At 61.4% G+C, this 13,281-nt stretch carries 17 protein-coding genes and 1 tRNA gene; 13 read left to right on the plus strand and 5 right to left on the minus strand.

The features are described 5' to 3' along the window. Positions 1 to 111 precede the first annotated feature (111 nt). Positions 112 to 693: a peptidoglycan L,D-endopeptidase MepK gene (mepK, locus tag Q9295_RS03860; RefSeq protein ID WP_306679184.1), complete on the plus strand. Its 582-nt coding sequence runs from the start codon at positions 112 to 114 to the stop codon at positions 691 to 693. Positions 694 to 813: 120 nt separating this feature from the next. Here the strand turns inward: mepK and Q9295_RS03865 are convergent, their stop codons facing one another. Together Q9295_RS03865 and Q9295_RS03870 are read right to left on the minus strand one after the other, a co-directional pair. Then, a complete protein-coding gene (locus Q9295_RS03865; protein ID WP_306679185.1) occupies positions 814 to 1,578 on the minus strand; it encodes an RlmE family RNA methyltransferase in 765 nt (254 codons plus the stop codon). Next, complete coding sequence (locus Q9295_RS03870) at positions 1,575 to 2,726, minus strand: Ppx/GppA phosphatase family protein (RefSeq protein WP_306679186.1); 1,152 nt, start codon at positions 2,724 to 2,726, stop codon at positions 1,575 to 1,577. Before Q9295_RS03870 ends, Q9295_RS03865 begins: the two co-directional genes overlap by 4 nt. Before the next feature lie 229 nt (positions 2,727 to 2,955). On the opposite strand from Q9295_RS03870, the gene Q9295_RS03875 reads away from it, so the two are divergent. The 3 genes from Q9295_RS03875 to Q9295_RS03885 are packed head-to-tail and all read left to right on the plus strand — an operon-like array spanning position 2,956 to position 5,243. Continuing rightward, positions 2,956 to 3,264 (plus strand): virulence factor, encoded by a 309-nt coding sequence (locus Q9295_RS03875; protein WP_306679187.1) that lies wholly within the window; start codon positions 2,956 to 2,958, stop codon positions 3,262 to 3,264. Positions 3,265 to 3,304: 40 nt separating this feature from the next. Continuing rightward, entirely contained in the window at positions 3,305 to 4,225 is a 921-nt protein-coding gene (locus Q9295_RS03880) for a methylenetetrahydrofolate reductase (RefSeq protein ID WP_306679188.1), read from the plus strand. A gap of 37 nt (positions 4,226 to 4,262) precedes the next feature. Then, positions 4,263 to 5,243 (plus strand): methyltetrahydrofolate cobalamin methyltransferase, encoded by a 981-nt coding sequence (locus Q9295_RS03885; protein WP_306679189.1) that lies wholly within the window; start codon positions 4,263 to 4,265, stop codon positions 5,241 to 5,243. A 59-nt stretch (positions 5,244 to 5,302) separates the two neighbouring features. Here the strand turns inward: Q9295_RS03885 and Q9295_RS03890 are convergent, their stop codons facing one another. Beyond that, on the minus strand, positions 5,303 to 6,034 hold the full coding sequence (locus Q9295_RS03890; protein ID WP_306679190.1) for a GNAT family N-acyltransferase: 732 nt from the start codon (positions 6,032 to 6,034) through the stop codon (positions 5,303 to 5,305). A 58-nt stretch (positions 6,035 to 6,092) separates the two neighbouring features. Here Q9295_RS03890 and msrB point away from each other — a divergent pair, with 58 nt between their 5' ends. Beyond that, complete coding sequence (msrB, locus tag Q9295_RS03895) at positions 6,093 to 6,488, plus strand: peptide-methionine (R)-S-oxide reductase MsrB (RefSeq protein ID WP_306679191.1); 396 nt, start codon at positions 6,093 to 6,095, stop codon at positions 6,486 to 6,488. Positions 6,489 to 6,560: 72 nt separating this feature from the next. Here the strand turns inward: msrB and Q9295_RS03900 are convergent, their stop codons facing one another. After that, the gene (locus Q9295_RS03900; RefSeq protein ID WP_306679192.1) at positions 6,561 to 7,034 is read right to left on the minus strand and encodes an outer membrane protein assembly factor BamE; all 474 of its coding nucleotides are present in this window, start codon (positions 7,032 to 7,034) and stop codon (positions 6,561 to 6,563) included. Between the two features lie 330 nt (positions 7,035 to 7,364). Here Q9295_RS03900 and Q9295_RS03905 point away from each other — a divergent pair, with 330 nt between their 5' ends. The 8 genes from Q9295_RS03905 to Q9295_RS03940 all read left to right on the plus strand — a co-directional run bounded on the left by Q9295_RS03905 (position 7,365) and on the right by Q9295_RS03940 (position 13,070). Next, on the plus strand, positions 7,365 to 7,910 hold the full coding sequence (locus Q9295_RS03905) for a YceD family protein (protein ID WP_306679193.1): 546 nt from the start codon (positions 7,365 to 7,367) through the stop codon (positions 7,908 to 7,910). A gap of 157 nt (positions 7,911 to 8,067) precedes the next feature. Further along, the gene (gene rpmF, locus Q9295_RS03910; RefSeq protein WP_306679194.1) at positions 8,068 to 8,274 is read left to right on the plus strand and encodes a 50S ribosomal protein L32; all 207 of its coding nucleotides are present in this window, start codon (positions 8,068 to 8,070) and stop codon (positions 8,272 to 8,274) included. Positions 8,275 to 8,295: 21 nt separating this feature from the next. Further along, on the plus strand, positions 8,296 to 9,435 hold the full coding sequence (gene plsX, locus Q9295_RS03915) for a phosphate acyltransferase PlsX (RefSeq protein WP_306679195.1): 1,140 nt from the start codon (positions 8,296 to 8,298) through the stop codon (positions 9,433 to 9,435). Beyond that, positions 9,432 to 10,403 (plus strand): beta-ketoacyl-ACP synthase III, encoded by a 972-nt coding sequence (locus Q9295_RS03920; protein WP_306679196.1) that lies wholly within the window; start codon positions 9,432 to 9,434, stop codon positions 10,401 to 10,403. The genes plsX and Q9295_RS03920 overlap by 4 nt, the downstream gene beginning before the upstream one ends. Before the next feature lie 102 nt (positions 10,404 to 10,505). Continuing rightward, positions 10,506 to 10,808 carry an integration host factor subunit alpha gene (gene ihfA / locus Q9295_RS03925; RefSeq protein WP_306679197.1) on the plus strand — a complete coding sequence of 101 codons (303 nt, stop codon included), beginning with the start codon at positions 10,506 to 10,508 and terminating at the stop codon, positions 10,806 to 10,808. 6 nt (positions 10,809 to 10,814) lie between these two features. Then, on the plus strand, positions 10,815 to 11,777 hold the full coding sequence (locus Q9295_RS03930; protein WP_306679198.1) for a MerR family transcriptional regulator: 963 nt from the start codon (positions 10,815 to 10,817) through the stop codon (positions 11,775 to 11,777). A gap of 74 nt (positions 11,778 to 11,851) precedes the next feature. After that, positions 11,852 to 11,929 (plus strand) — tRNA-Pro (locus Q9295_RS03935). A 67-nt stretch (positions 11,930 to 11,996) separates the two neighbouring features. Continuing rightward, on the plus strand, positions 11,997 to 13,070 hold the full coding sequence (locus Q9295_RS03940; protein WP_306679199.1) for a 2'-deoxycytidine 5'-triphosphate deaminase: 1,074 nt from the start codon (positions 11,997 to 11,999) through the stop codon (positions 13,068 to 13,070). Between the two features lie 6 nt (positions 13,071 to 13,076). Here the strand turns inward: Q9295_RS03940 and Q9295_RS03945 are convergent, their stop codons facing one another. Then, positions 13,077 to 13,280, minus strand: coding sequence for a hypothetical protein (locus Q9295_RS03945; protein WP_306679200.1), 204 nt, complete (start codon positions 13,278 to 13,280; stop codon positions 13,077 to 13,079). Position 13,281 lies beyond the last annotated feature (1 nt).

A 13,281-nucleotide genomic window follows, 5' to 3' on the forward strand; every position in this document is an offset into this window, starting at 1 on the left:
ATTTTCATGTGCCATAAAGTCCCGGCATCTGGGAATATGTTGCACAGAAGCTGCCGCTTAGGCAGTCAGAGACGATCACGGGCAAAGACCAGTACGGGACAGGCGTTCAGAATGACGAATACATCCTTTGGCACAGGCTCCTTTGGGCTGACACGTCGTGGCTTGTTGGGCGCTTTCGCAGCGACCGCCGTCACCGCCGCCCCGTTCTTTGGCAGCGCTCCGGCCTTTGCGCGTGGTGCTGGCGATATCCGCCGCATTCGCATGTATTCGGGCCGCACCGGTGAAAGCTTGGATTCAATCTATTGGATCGAAGGCGATTACATCCCGGAAGTGGTCAAAGAGATTAACAGCTTCATGCGCGACTGGCGCACCGGCGACACCATTAAGATCGACCTGCGCACGATCGATATCATGGCCGCCTCGCATCGCCTGATGGATGTGACCGAACCCTATATGCTGCTCTCGGGCTATCGCAGCCCGAAGACCAACACCATGCTGCGCTCGAACTCCAAAGGTGTGGCGAAGAATTCGCTGCATATGGTGGGTAAGGCTGCCGATCTGCGGTTGAAATCGCGTTCGGTTGGTCAGATGGCCAAAGCGGCCGCGGCCTGCTCGGCGGGTGGCGTAGGCCGCTATTCGCGGTCGAACTTCGTGCATATGGATTGCGGCCCGGTGCGGACCTGGGGCGGCTGAGCCCTTCCCTTTACCCAGCATCACCGCTTGCAGCGCCCCTTCGTGGGGCGTTTTGCATTTCTGGGCAAGAGTTCAGTTTTGGCCGTCTGCCCAAGGATCACCAGGCAGACGGCCAAAGTTTTACTCTTCGTCCAGCTCCGCCGCATGGGCCGGTTTCGGGCGGCCGCGGAAGCCCGTGGCCACCACGAATTTCTCGGAACTGTCCGAGCGGCTGGCCGGCGGCTTCACATTGGCCACCTTTTTGAAGCTGCGCTTCAAAAGCGCTTGCATCTCATTCTCGGCGCCGCCGGCCAAAACCTTGGCCACAAAGGTGCCGTTCTCTTCCAAAACGTCAAAGGCAAAGTCCAAGGCCGCCTCAATCAGCGCGATGATGCGCAAGTGGTCTGTGCCCTTATGGCCCGAAGCGGCGGCGGCCATGTCCGACATCACCACATCGGCCTTACCGCCCAGCCATTCCTTGACTTGCGCATCTGCCCCGTCTTCAAGGAAATCAAGCTGATGCACCTCGGCGCCCGAGATGGCTTCCACCTCTTGCAGATCGACGCCCAACACGGTGCCGACGGGCTTTTTGGGGTTCTGCGCCAAAGCGTTCACCCGCTCGACCGCGACTTGGCACCAGCCGCCCGGCGCGCAACCAAGGTCCACAACCCGCGCGCCCGGTTTCAAGAAACCGTATTTATCGTCCAGCTCTAGAATTTTATAGGCTGCGCGCCCGCGATAGCCCTCGCGTTTGGCCGCCTGCACATAAGGGTCATTCAACTGCCGCTCCAGCCAGAGCGTCGAGGAGAGCTTACGCCCCTTGGCGGTCTTGACCTTCACTCGCAACTCACGCTGACCGCGACCCGAGCTGTTGCCCGCTGCACTACCTGTCTTTTTAATCGTCATCTGTAAGGCCCGTCCCCAAGAACGCCATCCGCGCTCATCTGTGCATAAAGAAGGCCCTCACGAAGCCCTCTGTCGGCCACGGACAATCGGTCCGTCGGCCAAATTCGCATCAAAGCCTGCAAGATTGCAGCGCCTGACATAATCAATGTGTGGCGGTCGCGTCCGATCCGCGGATCACTGCGCCGCCCCTCTGGCCCCAAGGCCAGATAGTCGCGGATCACATGGTCGATCTGCGCCGAAGACATTTGCAACCCATCCACCTTGGTGCGGTCATAGCGCCGCAACCCCAGATAACTTGCCGCCACCGTTGTCACCGTGCCCGAGGTGCCGATGATCTGAAAGCCCTCACGCGGGGCTTGGGCGTGATAGGGGCTGAATGAGGAGAGATTCTCTTCAAAATACCAGCTCATCAACGCAAACCGCGCACCATCATCCTCGACATCGGCAAATTGGTCCTTCAGCGTTGCCACCCCCAGCTTGACGCTGATCCAATCCACCACCCGCGCTTGGCCCATGCCTTGCTTATCAAAGCCCATATGCAACCGCATGATCGCGCGCGGTCGGTCTTCGGGTGCAACCGCCGTCAGATCGATCCACACCAGCTCGGTCGAGCCGCCGCCAATATCGACGACCAGCAGTTGCTCGGTGCGCGGGCTGACCAGAGGCGCGCAAGAGATCACTGCCAGCCGCGCCTCTTCCTCGGCGCTTATAACCTCAAGCGCCAAGCCGGTCTCGCGCTTCACCTGACGGATGAAATCGCGGCCATTGCGGGCGCGTCGGCTGGCTTCGGTCGCCACCAGTCGCATGCGACTGACGCCGTGTTTGACCAGCTTCTTTTGACAGATCCGCAGCGCCTGCACCGTGCGCTCCATCGATGAGCGCGACAACCGGCCCGTCGCCTCAAGCCCGGCGCCGAGCTGCACCGTTTTTGAGAAACTGTCCACGACCACAAACTGACTGCCCTTAGGTTGGGCAATCAGCATCCGACAACTGTTCGTGCCAAGGTCCAACGCGGCGTATAGCGCCGCGCCCTCAGCTTCAGGGGCTGACGTTTCAACCTCGGGGGAGACAGCTGGCGCGCCCAAAGGCACGTTCCGCTCGACCGCCGCTGCTGTCGCGTCCGCCCTTTGGGGACGCTCGGGCGTCATTCCGCCCTCCAACTCTTGTTAAGACGAAACTAATCGGCTTCCGGCCCCGGCGCAAGCGCCGCTGCGGGGCATGCGTCGTTTGGAGCGCGCGTGGTTTGGCTTTGGTGAGCCCAAACCGTCACAGGGTCGCATCCCGTGCATCCGATGTCGAAAACCGGCATTGAATGGCGCTGTGTGACGCTTATCAACGCGGCTAACCGCTCTTCAGCCTAAGTTTAGGAATCAACGCATGCCCGAGGTCACAATCGTTTATTGGCGGGATATTCCTGCGCAGGTGATCGTCGGCAAAGGCCGCTCGGGCGCCAAAGTGCAGCTCCCTGAGCGCTTTGAGCAAGCGATTGACCGCTGCGCCATGAAGATTGGCGCCAAGGATGCGGACGCTTATCTGGCCGAATGGCGCAAAGCCGCGCCCTATGAGGTCGAGGGTGACAAGGATGAGATCGCCCGCACCACTGCCGCCAAGCTTGAGGCGGAATACGACCTTGAGCGGATCAAACAACTGATCGCCAACGAAGGCTGGGCGACAGCGCAAGGCTGACCCCACTGTCCCAACCCCAGCCAGCTTCAAGGAGCGACTGATGGCCCTGTTTCCCTTCCTCAAATCCTCTGCCGCCGCTCCGCAAGCTGCCACCGCCGAGGTCGAAGCCTTCCTGAAAGGCTATTCGATCGAGGTGATGCCGCGCACCGCCGAGAAGGTTGAAGATTTCCGCGCTTTGCTGCCCACCGGCACCCGCGTCTATATTGCCCATATCGAAGGCACGCCGATCGAAGATATGGTCGCCACCGCCAAGCGGATCGGCGATGAAGGCTTCTCCGTGATGCCGCACTTCCCCGCGCGGATCATCAAAGACAAAGCCACGTTGGTCGATTGGGTTGGCCGTTATAAAGACGTGGGCGTCAATCAGGGCCTCCTTTTGGCCGGTGGCGTGGCGCAGCCGCATGGTGATTTCCACAGCTCGATGCAGCTTTTGGAAACCGGTGCTTTCGACGGGTTTGAGCGTCTGCACGTTGGCGGTCACCCCGAGGGCAACAAAGACATTGATCCCGATGGTTCGGATAAGATGGTGATGGAGGCCGCGCGCTGGAAATCCGCTTTCTCCGAGCGCACCGATGCCAAAATGGCGATGGCAACGCAGTTCTGCTTTGAGGCGGGTCCGGTGATCGAATGGGTCAACCGTCTGCAAGCCGAAGGCATCAAACTTCCGGTGCATATCGGCGTGGCGGGCCCTGCGAAGCTGCAAACCTTGATCAAGTTCGCCATCGCTTGCGGCGTTGGCGCCTCGCTCAAAGTGCTGCAAAAGCGGGCATTGGATGTGACGAAGCTTCTTCTGCCCTACGAGCCGACCGAATTCATCACCGAGCTTGCTGCCCACAAAGCCGCCAATCCCGATTTCGGCATTGAGCAGGTGCATTTCTTCCCGCTTGGTGGCATCAAGACCAATGCCGAATGGGTCACCGCCAATGGCGGCACCTCGGGCAAGCCGGCAAAAGCCGCCTAAGACCACGTCGAAAGACCTTTAACTTCAGGGATAACTGATGACCCGTACTGTCATTGAATCAAAAACGAAAACCGTGGTCATCGGCTTTGACGAGCCCTTCTGCGTGATCGGTGAGCGGATCAACCCCACCGGCCGCAAGAAGCTGGCGGCCGAGCTGGAGGCTGGCAACTACGACACGGTGATCAAGGACGCGCTGGAGCAAGTGGCTTGCGGCGCGACCGTGCTCGACATCAACTCGGGCGCCGTTTTCACCAATAAAATGGCAACCGATCCGCGCTATGCCGACAACAACTTTGTCGAGCCGCCACTGATGAAAGCGCTGATCGAGATCGTTCAACAAACCGTTGACGTGCCTTTGTGTATCGACAGCTCGGTTCCGGGCGCTTTGGAAGCCGGTTTGATGGCATGCGAAGGCCGTCCGCTTCTGAACTCGGTCACCGGCGAAGAAGAGCGTCTGGAGCTCGTGCTGCCGCTGGTGAAGAAATACAACGTGCCGGTCGTGGCGATCTCGAACGATGACACCGGCATCTCGCCCGATCCCGATGTCCGCTTTGCTGTGGCCAAGAAGATCGTTGAGCGTGCCGCCGATTTCGGCATCCCGGCGCATGATATCGTGGTCGACCCGCTGGTGATGCCGGTGGGCGCGATGGCTTCGGCTGGCCAGCAGGTCTTTGCTTTGGTGCGCCGTCTGCGTGATGAGTTGGGCGTGAACACCACCTGTGGCGCCTCGAACATCTCCTTCGGTCTGCCGCACCGCCATGGCATCAACGGCGCCTTCCTGCCGATGGCGATTGGCGCTGGCATGACCTCGGCGATCATGAACCCGGTGCGTCAGCAAGAGATGGAGGCGATCCGCGCCGCCAACTTCTTGATGAACCACGACGCCAATGGCGGCGAGTGGATCCGCTTTGCCAAGGTGCTGGAAGCTGTCGATGGTGGCCTGAGCTTTGCTGACGCCTCGGCAGCTGCCTCGCAAGCCGCTGGTGGCCGTCGTGGCGGCCGTCGCGGTCGCGGCTAAGCGCTTCGGAAACGACGATCAGAAAGGCCGTCCTTCGGGGCGGCCTTTTTCTTAGGCGCTTAACCTTCAGCAATCAGGCGCAGGCTGGCCGCGCGGGCGGGTGGCACCTTGTCCACCTCAACGCAAGTGAAGACATGAAGCGTGTCCAAGCTGCGGTCGACAACAGCATGATCACTGACCCAGCCGCCCATGGTGAGGTAGGTTCGCAAAAGCGGTGGTAGCGCGCTTAAAGCGGTGCGTTGATCCGCTGCCGGGCCAGCAAGCGCAGGGTAATCCACCACTTCCTCCGCCTTGCGGCCCGGCAGATGCTCAGGCGGACCAATGTGCCGCGCCGCCAGCAGTGACAGTCCCGCCCGGTGCCGCTCCCACTCAGCGCCGCGAAAGGAGCTGCAACCAACGATCAGACCCGCCTGCCCTTCATCCACCAGCCGCGTCATCGCCCCCCAAGCCAGCCGCAGCACATCGGGATGCACTCCGCCCGGGGCAAGGCAGAACCGCCCCATCTCGGCAATGGGCCGCGCATAGCCGGCCAAGGGGGCGACATCGTAGAACCGCGCCGCATAGCCCTGCGCCAACCCGGCGCCCCAGCCAAAGAGCATCACCCGGTAATAGGCCAGAAGACCCGCCGCTCCTTCGACCATCACATGCGCCGACAAAGCGTCTTGGGCATCCTCTTCAGCCGCGCGATCCTGCCGTGGAAAGGCGGCACGGCGAAACGCCATCACCTGTGCCAGATCCTCTGGCCCCTTAGCCAGCCGCGCCACCATTCCGCCCCGCGCCAAAGGTCTCACATCTTTTCCCCCGCAGCTCTCTGCCCTATCTATGGCACAAGGCCACGAAAGGTGCAGCATGGACAAGATCGAGAAAACCGAAGCCGAATGGCTGGCCCAATTGGGCGAGGCCGCCTTCCGCGTTACCCGCCAACATGGCACCGAGCGCGCCTTTTCGCACCCGGGCTTTCCGAAAGTGCCGGGCACTTACTTCTGCGTCGGCTGCGGCGCGCCGGTCTTTGACCAAGAGACCAAGTTCGAATCTGGCTGCGGCTGGCCAAGTTTTTACGCCCCCATCGCCCCGGACGCGGTTGAGGAAGAGGTCGACCGCAGCCATTTCATGGTGCGCACGGAAGTGCATTGCCCACGCTGTGATGCGCATCTGGGCCATGTCTTTCCCGATGGCCCTCCGCCCACGGGCCTGCGCTATTGCATCAATGGCGTGGCTTTGCGTTTTGAACCGGATGCCGAATAAGCCAGCGACATGACAAAAGAAAACCCCCGGCCGCTTTCGCGCGCCGGGGGTTTTTCGTCTCGTAAGCCGCGATCACTCTTTGAAGAGATCAGAGGCTTGGATGCGGCCGAAGTTCGACAGCAATTGGCGAATGAAGCCGATGCCTTGAATGTTGGTCTCGGTGATGCGGCGCGAGATTGGCACCACACGGCCATCTTGCAGCCCGTAACGGCCAATATTGCTGACCGTGCCCGATTGGTTAAAGGTCACAGCGACAACCTGCCGATCGGTCTCGACCGGCTCGCGCGGGCCAACATGCTCAAACCGGCTTTGGACGTAGAACCAGCCTTCATCATTCAGCACACCTTGCGCCGACGGGCGGCCGATCTTCTGCGCCACCGTCTCGCGGTTGTCCTTGCCGATCTCAATCTGGGCGAGTTCGGACTCAGCGGGCACATAACCGTGGTTGCGGGTGATCGTGGCGCAAGCCGCCAGCGCCAAGCAGCACAGGCCAATCATCGCCCGCGCCATAAAGCGCCCCCCAGCCGTCATCGAGTTCACTGCCATCACCGCCCCTAAATATCCGCGCTTGGCACTGGCTTGGCACTTTTGCTTTGGCCAAACTTCGCCATGCAAGCGCTGGCCTGCAATTGTCTCTTGCGACTTGGGATAACAGATTGAGCGGCCTTAATTCAAGGACGACAAAGCAAGCGGCCTCGGACTTGCGCAGAGAGAAATTCCGGGGATGCGCTGCTAGCGCCGTGCAGTACCGGGGACTATACTGGCCCTCTTGGCCTTGACACCGCGGGGCATGCCTGCCACCGCAGGACCAAGAGTGGATGCCAAAGGCGCAAAGGCGCGCCCCATCGGCTTTGTGCAAGTGGTAACGGACAGAAGATGACCGAAAAAGACCCGACCCGTTTTCGCAGCGCGACGCTTTCGCATCGCAAGGTCACGCGCTTTCGATTGGTGCCCGATGCCGCGACCCGCAAAGAGCTGGCTCAGTCGCTGGATCTGATTGATCTGCCCGAGGCCAGCCTTGAAGGTGAGATCGCTCCCACCGGCAAAGCCGACTTCATCTTGAAGGCTCAGCTTTTAGCCCATGCCGTGCAATCTTGCGTGATCAGCCTGAAGCCGGTGCAATCGCGGATCGATGAGCCCATCGCCCGGCACTATCTGGCGGATTACGAGACCCCCGAAGAGGATGAGATCGAGATCTCGGAGGATGACAACTCTGAACCCCTGCCTGAGGTGATTGACCTGGTCGAGGTTCTGCGCGAGTCGCTGGCACTGGCGCTGCCGCCTTATCCGCGCGCCAAAGGCGCCGAGCTGGGACAAGCGGTTTTTGCCCCCGAAGGCGCCACGCCTTTGCGCGATGAAGACCTGCGTCCTTTTGCCGGTCTGGCCGCTTTGGTAAAGAAGGATAGCGCCGAAGATGAATAACCGCTCTTGCGGTTGCATTTAGGGGCTTGCACCCGGCCGGAATGCGACTATGTTCCGCGCTTCAATAAGCCTGTGTTTCGGTCATGGGCCGTATTGGTCTAAACTACCGAAACGCAAACGAAAACCGGGGCCTGTCCCCACTACCCGAGGTCGTGACATGGCAGTCCCGCAGAATCGCACCACCAAATCCCGCCGCAATATGCGTCGTTCGCATGATGCGCTTGTCGCCGGCAACCCGGCTGATTGCCCGAACTGCGGCGAGCAAAAGCGCCCGCACCACGTTTGCGGCGCTTGCGGTCACTATGACTCGCGTGAAGTCGTGGCAGCAGCCAAAGCCGTCGACATCGACGAGGACGCGGCGTAAGCCGCGCCTAAGCACGTCGTCATGGTAGACGGACTGCAACTTCCGCGGACCTCTGACGGCACGCCTATTGTCATTTCGGTCGACGCTATGGGCGGAGACCTGGGGCCGGCAGCTGTGGTTGCCGGTCTTGCCCTTTCCGCCGCCGCCCTTCCCGATGTGCGCTTCGTGCTGCACGGGGATGAGGCGCAGCTGAAGCCGCTTATGGCCCGCCATCCTGAGCTTGCCGCCCATGTCGCCTTGCGCCACGCCGCGCGCGTTGTCTCGATGGAAGACAAGCCCAGCCAGATCATGCGTCACGGTCAAGGCACCTCGATGTGGGGCGCGATTGATTCTTTGCGCGATGGTGAGGCGGGAGCGGCCGTCTCCTGCGGCAATACCGGCGCTTTGATGGCGGTCTCAATGCTGCGGCTGCGCAAGCTGCCGGGCGTCAACCGCCCTGCCATTGCTTGCCTCTGGCCCTCGCGCAGCCCCTCGGGGTTCAACGTCATGCTGGACGTGGGCGCGGATGTAAAAGCCGATCCCAAGGATCTTTTGCAATATGCCGTGATGGGGGCAAGCTATGCCCGCAACGGCATGGCGACCAAGCGGCCGCGCGTTGGGCTTTTGAACGTCGGCACTGAAGAACACAAAGGCCGGGCCGAGCTGAAAGAGGCCTCGGATCTTCTGGCCGCGCAAGCTGCGGCGGGCGATTACGACTATCTTGGCTTTGTCGAAGGCTCTGACATCCCGTCGGACCGGGTGGATGTGATCGTAACGGATGGCTTCACCGGCAATGTCGCGCTGAAGACCGGCGAAGGCACCGCCAAGCTGATCTCGGGCATCATGCGTGAAGAGCTGGGCCGGGGCCTGCTAAGCCGCATCGGCGCTTTGTTCTCGATGCGCTCGCTGAACCGGCTGAAGCTGCGGATGGACCCGCGCCGGGTGAATGGCGGGGTGTTCTTGGGCCTCAACGGCGTTGTGGTGAAATCCCACGGCTCAGCCGATGCCACCGGCATTTCTGCCGCAATCAGCCTTGCCGCTCAGCTGGCCACCGCGCGTTTCCATGAGCGTCTGGCCGCACGGGTTGCATCCGCTGGCAGCACAACGCAGAATGATACTGCGATAATTTCCGGCGACCAGACGGGCGCCCAGACGGGACAAGGGAGCGATCCAACCCAATGACCACACGCGCCATTGTCAGGGGTGTCGGGCACTACCTTCCCGAACGGATCGTTCCGAACGCCGAGTTTGAAAAGACCATCGAGACCAGCGATGAATGGATCCGCTCGCGCTCGGGCATCGAGCGGCGGCATTTCGTGGCCGAAGGTCAGACCACGTCGCAAATTGCCAGCTTGGCCGCAAAGGCCGCTTTGGCCGATGCGGGGTTTGCCGCCGATGACATTGATCTGATCATCGTCGCCACCTCGACCCCGGATCTGACCTTCCCTTCCGTCGCCACGATGGTGCAGGCCGAACTTGGCATGACCAAGGGCTTTGCCTTTGATGTGCAAGCGGTTTGCGCCGGTTTCGTCTTTGCTTTGGCCAATGCCAATGCGCTGATCCTGTCCGGTCAAGCCAAGCGCGCCCTGGTGATCGGGGCCGAGACCTTCAGCCGGCTGATGGACTGGAACGACCGTTCCACTTGCGTGTTGTTCGGCGATGGCGCTGGCGCTTTGGTGCTTGAGGCTGGCGAAGGCGCTGGCACCAATGCGGATCGCGGCGTTCTGGCCACCGATCTCAACTCGGACGGGCGTCACAAATCGATCCTTTATGTCGATGGCGGCACCTCGACCGGCACCACCGGCCATCTGCGGATGGAGGGCAAAGAGGTCTTCCGTCACGCGGTTGAAAAGCTGGCCGAGACGGCCCATGCCGCTTTGGACAAGCTTGGGATGACCGGCGACGATGTCGATTGGATCGTGCCGCATCAGGCCAATATCCGCATCATCCAAGGCACTGCCAAGCGCATGAACGTGCCAATGGAGCGTGTTGTTGTGACCGTGCAAGACCACGGCAACACCTCGGCCGCCTCGATCCCACTGGCTCTGTCGGTTGGCAAAGCGCGCGGCCAGATCAAAGAGGGCGATCTGGTCGTCACCGAAGCCATCGGTGGGGGTCTGGCATGGGGCTCGGTTGTGCTGCGCTGGTAAGGCTTTCGCCCTTACATGAAATGCGCGCTGCAAGTGGTTGATATTGACAAGGCAATTCCTTCCGCCGCATCCTAGGCCACACAACAGATGTAGGGGTTAGAGATGAGCGAGAAGACTCTGACGCGGATGGACCTCTCTGAGGCAGTCTTTCGCGAAGTTGGACTAAGCCGCAATGAATCTGCCAACCTTGTCGAGGCCGTGCTTCAGCACATGTCCGACGCTTTGGCAGCCGGTGAGACCGTGAAAATCTCGTCCTTCGGCACCTTTGCCGTGCGGGCGAAATCGGCCCGTGTGGGTCGCAATCCAAAAACCGGGGACGAGGTTCCGATCTCGCCGCGCCGGGTGCTGTCGTTCCGCCCTTCGCATCTGATGAAGGATCGCGTTGCGGCGGGGAAAAAGAAGTAAGGACTGATGGACAAGTCGCCGGAGGCCTTTCGGACCATCTCTGAGGTGGCCGAGGCGCTTGAAACCCCAGCGCATGTGTTGCGCTTTTGGGAAAGTCGTTTTCCGCAGATCAAGCCGGTGAAACGTGCCGGAGGTCGGCGTTACTATCGCCCTGCGGATATCGCTTTGTTAAGCGGTATCAAGCGGTTACTCCATGATGACGGAATGACAATCCGGGGCGTGCAGAAGATCTTGCGCGAGCAAGGTGTTCGGCACGTCTCTGGCATTGCCATCGAAGCCGAAGCCGATGCGCAGGCTTTGGAGCAGGCACTCTCGGGCCGCTATAGCGCGCAGGCCCCTTCCGGTTTGGGCTTTGAGGCTGCCCCGCTGGAAGAGCGTGGCGTTGTGCTGCCCTTCCTGCCGACGGAACCCGCCAGTTCTGTTGCAGCCGAAGCTGACCTGCCTGAAACGGAAGCGCCCGGCGAAATTCTTGTGGAAGCGCCTGAGATGACCACGCAAGACCCGACTGAACAAAGCCTGACCGTGCAAGAACGCACCAGGCCCGACACCGCCCCTGCCGGCGATGAGGCTGAGGCGGTTTCTGATCTTCTGTCCGCAGGCCTGCCCGACCACCCGGCAAAGGCTTCTGAACCCGACGATGCCGAGAGTGCAGCCGAAGATCCGGTCATGGCTGCGCCCGAATCGGCGCCCTTCGCGGCTGATCTTTTTGCTGCAGCCCCCGTTGCAGCACCGCCTGTGCCAGAATTGCCGGCCGCTGAGGCTCCTGAACAAGCAAAAGCGCCTCAGCCCAGTGTGGTATCCGAATCGACGATCGAGCTTGGCCCTGATGAAGACACCGCCACCTTGGCCGCACGGCTCCGCGCCCTGCCCCGCGGTGCCTTTCAGGACCGCCAAGAGGCGCTCTTGGCCCTTGCTCACCGTATCGCAGCCCTGCGCGCCAGCATGGGCGCACCCACTTCGCACAATTGATGCGAAGATACGGGCACTAAAGGTGTTTTTCCCGCTTGCCCCCGCCCGGAAAACCGCTAAACAGCCCTCACGGTCGGGCCGTAGCGCAGCCTGGTTAGCGCGTCCGTCTGGGGGGCGGAAGGTCGAGAGTTCGAATCTCTCCGGCCCGACCACTGTAAAACCGCCCGCCTGTTCATCAGGACGGGCGGTTTTTCATTTCAACCGAAGGGGTTGGCACTTATGACCGGAGTTCTTCCCGACAGCGCCTTGCGCCGGATGATTGCCTCGGGTGCCATCACCGCAAGCCCTGAGATCATCGACGCCCAAGTGCAGCCCGCCAGCCTTGATCTGCGGCTTGGCAAAGTGGCTTACCGCGTCCGCGCCTCGTTCTTGGCCGGTAAGGGCCGCACCGTGGCCGAGCGGATTGCTGAATTTGAGATGCATCGGGTGGACCTCAGCAATGGCGCTGTGCTGGAAAAGGGCTGTGTCTATCTGATTCCCTTGGCCGAAAGCCTTGCCCTGCCCGCGGGTGTCACGGCTGTGGCCAATGCCAAATCCTCGACCGGGCGGATGGATCTTTTGACCCGTGCCATCACCGATGGTGGTACCGAATTTGACCGGATTCCCGATGGTTATCACGGGCCGCTTTATGCCGAGGTTTGCCCGCGCTCCTTCTCGGTCCTCGTGCGCGCCGGGCAACGCCTGAACCAGATTCGCTTCCGCGAGGGCCAAGCCCAGCTTAGCGACCAAGAGCTGACCGCTTTGCACGAAGCCGAAGGGCTGGTCGATGGTGCGCCCTTGATCTCGGAAGGCCTTGGCTTCTCGGTCGATCTGCACCCGCGTGAGGGCACATTGGTGGGCTACCGTGCCAAGCCCCATACCGGCGTCGTCGATCTTGACCGCATCGGCCATTACCCCGCGCGCGACTTCTGGGAAGAGGTGCACAGCGAAGACGGCCGCGTCATCCTTGACCCCGGCGCCTTCTATATCCTTGTCAGCCGCGAGGCGGTGACGATCCCGCCCGATTACGCCGCCGAAATGGCGCCCTATCTCGCGATGGTGGGCGAATTCCGAGTGCATTACGCGGGCTTCTTCGATCCGGGCTTTGGCCATGCCTCTGCGGGCGGCAAGGGCAGCCGGGGCGTGCTGGAAGTGCGCTGCCATGAGGCGCCCTTTGTGCTCGAGCATGGCCAAGTCGTCGGACGGTTGGTTTATGAGCGAATGCAGGCCCGGCCCGAGCGGCTTTATGGCACCGGCATTGCCTCGAATTATCAGGGCCAAGGCTTGAAGCTGGCCAAGCAGTTCCGCGACTGAAACCGTTTAAAGTCGGCGGCTTAACCGCTGCATTTTGCGGGCTTTATCGGCAAGGCCTTGCGCGGCATTGGCCTGCTCGCGCTCGGCCTTGGTCATGGGCTGTGGCTGGGATTTCCCACGCCGCGACAGATGGTTGATCCCGGCATTCACCCCGCGCCGCACCAGCTTGCGCAAGAGCATGTTCACGATCTGCGACAGCATGCGGTCCATG

The sequence above is a fragment of the Pseudogemmobacter lacusdianii genome, from assembly GCF_030848395.1.
In the GTDB taxonomy this organism is placed as follows: Bacteria; Pseudomonadota; Alphaproteobacteria; order Rhodobacterales; family Rhodobacteraceae; genus Pseudogemmobacter; species Pseudogemmobacter lacusdianii.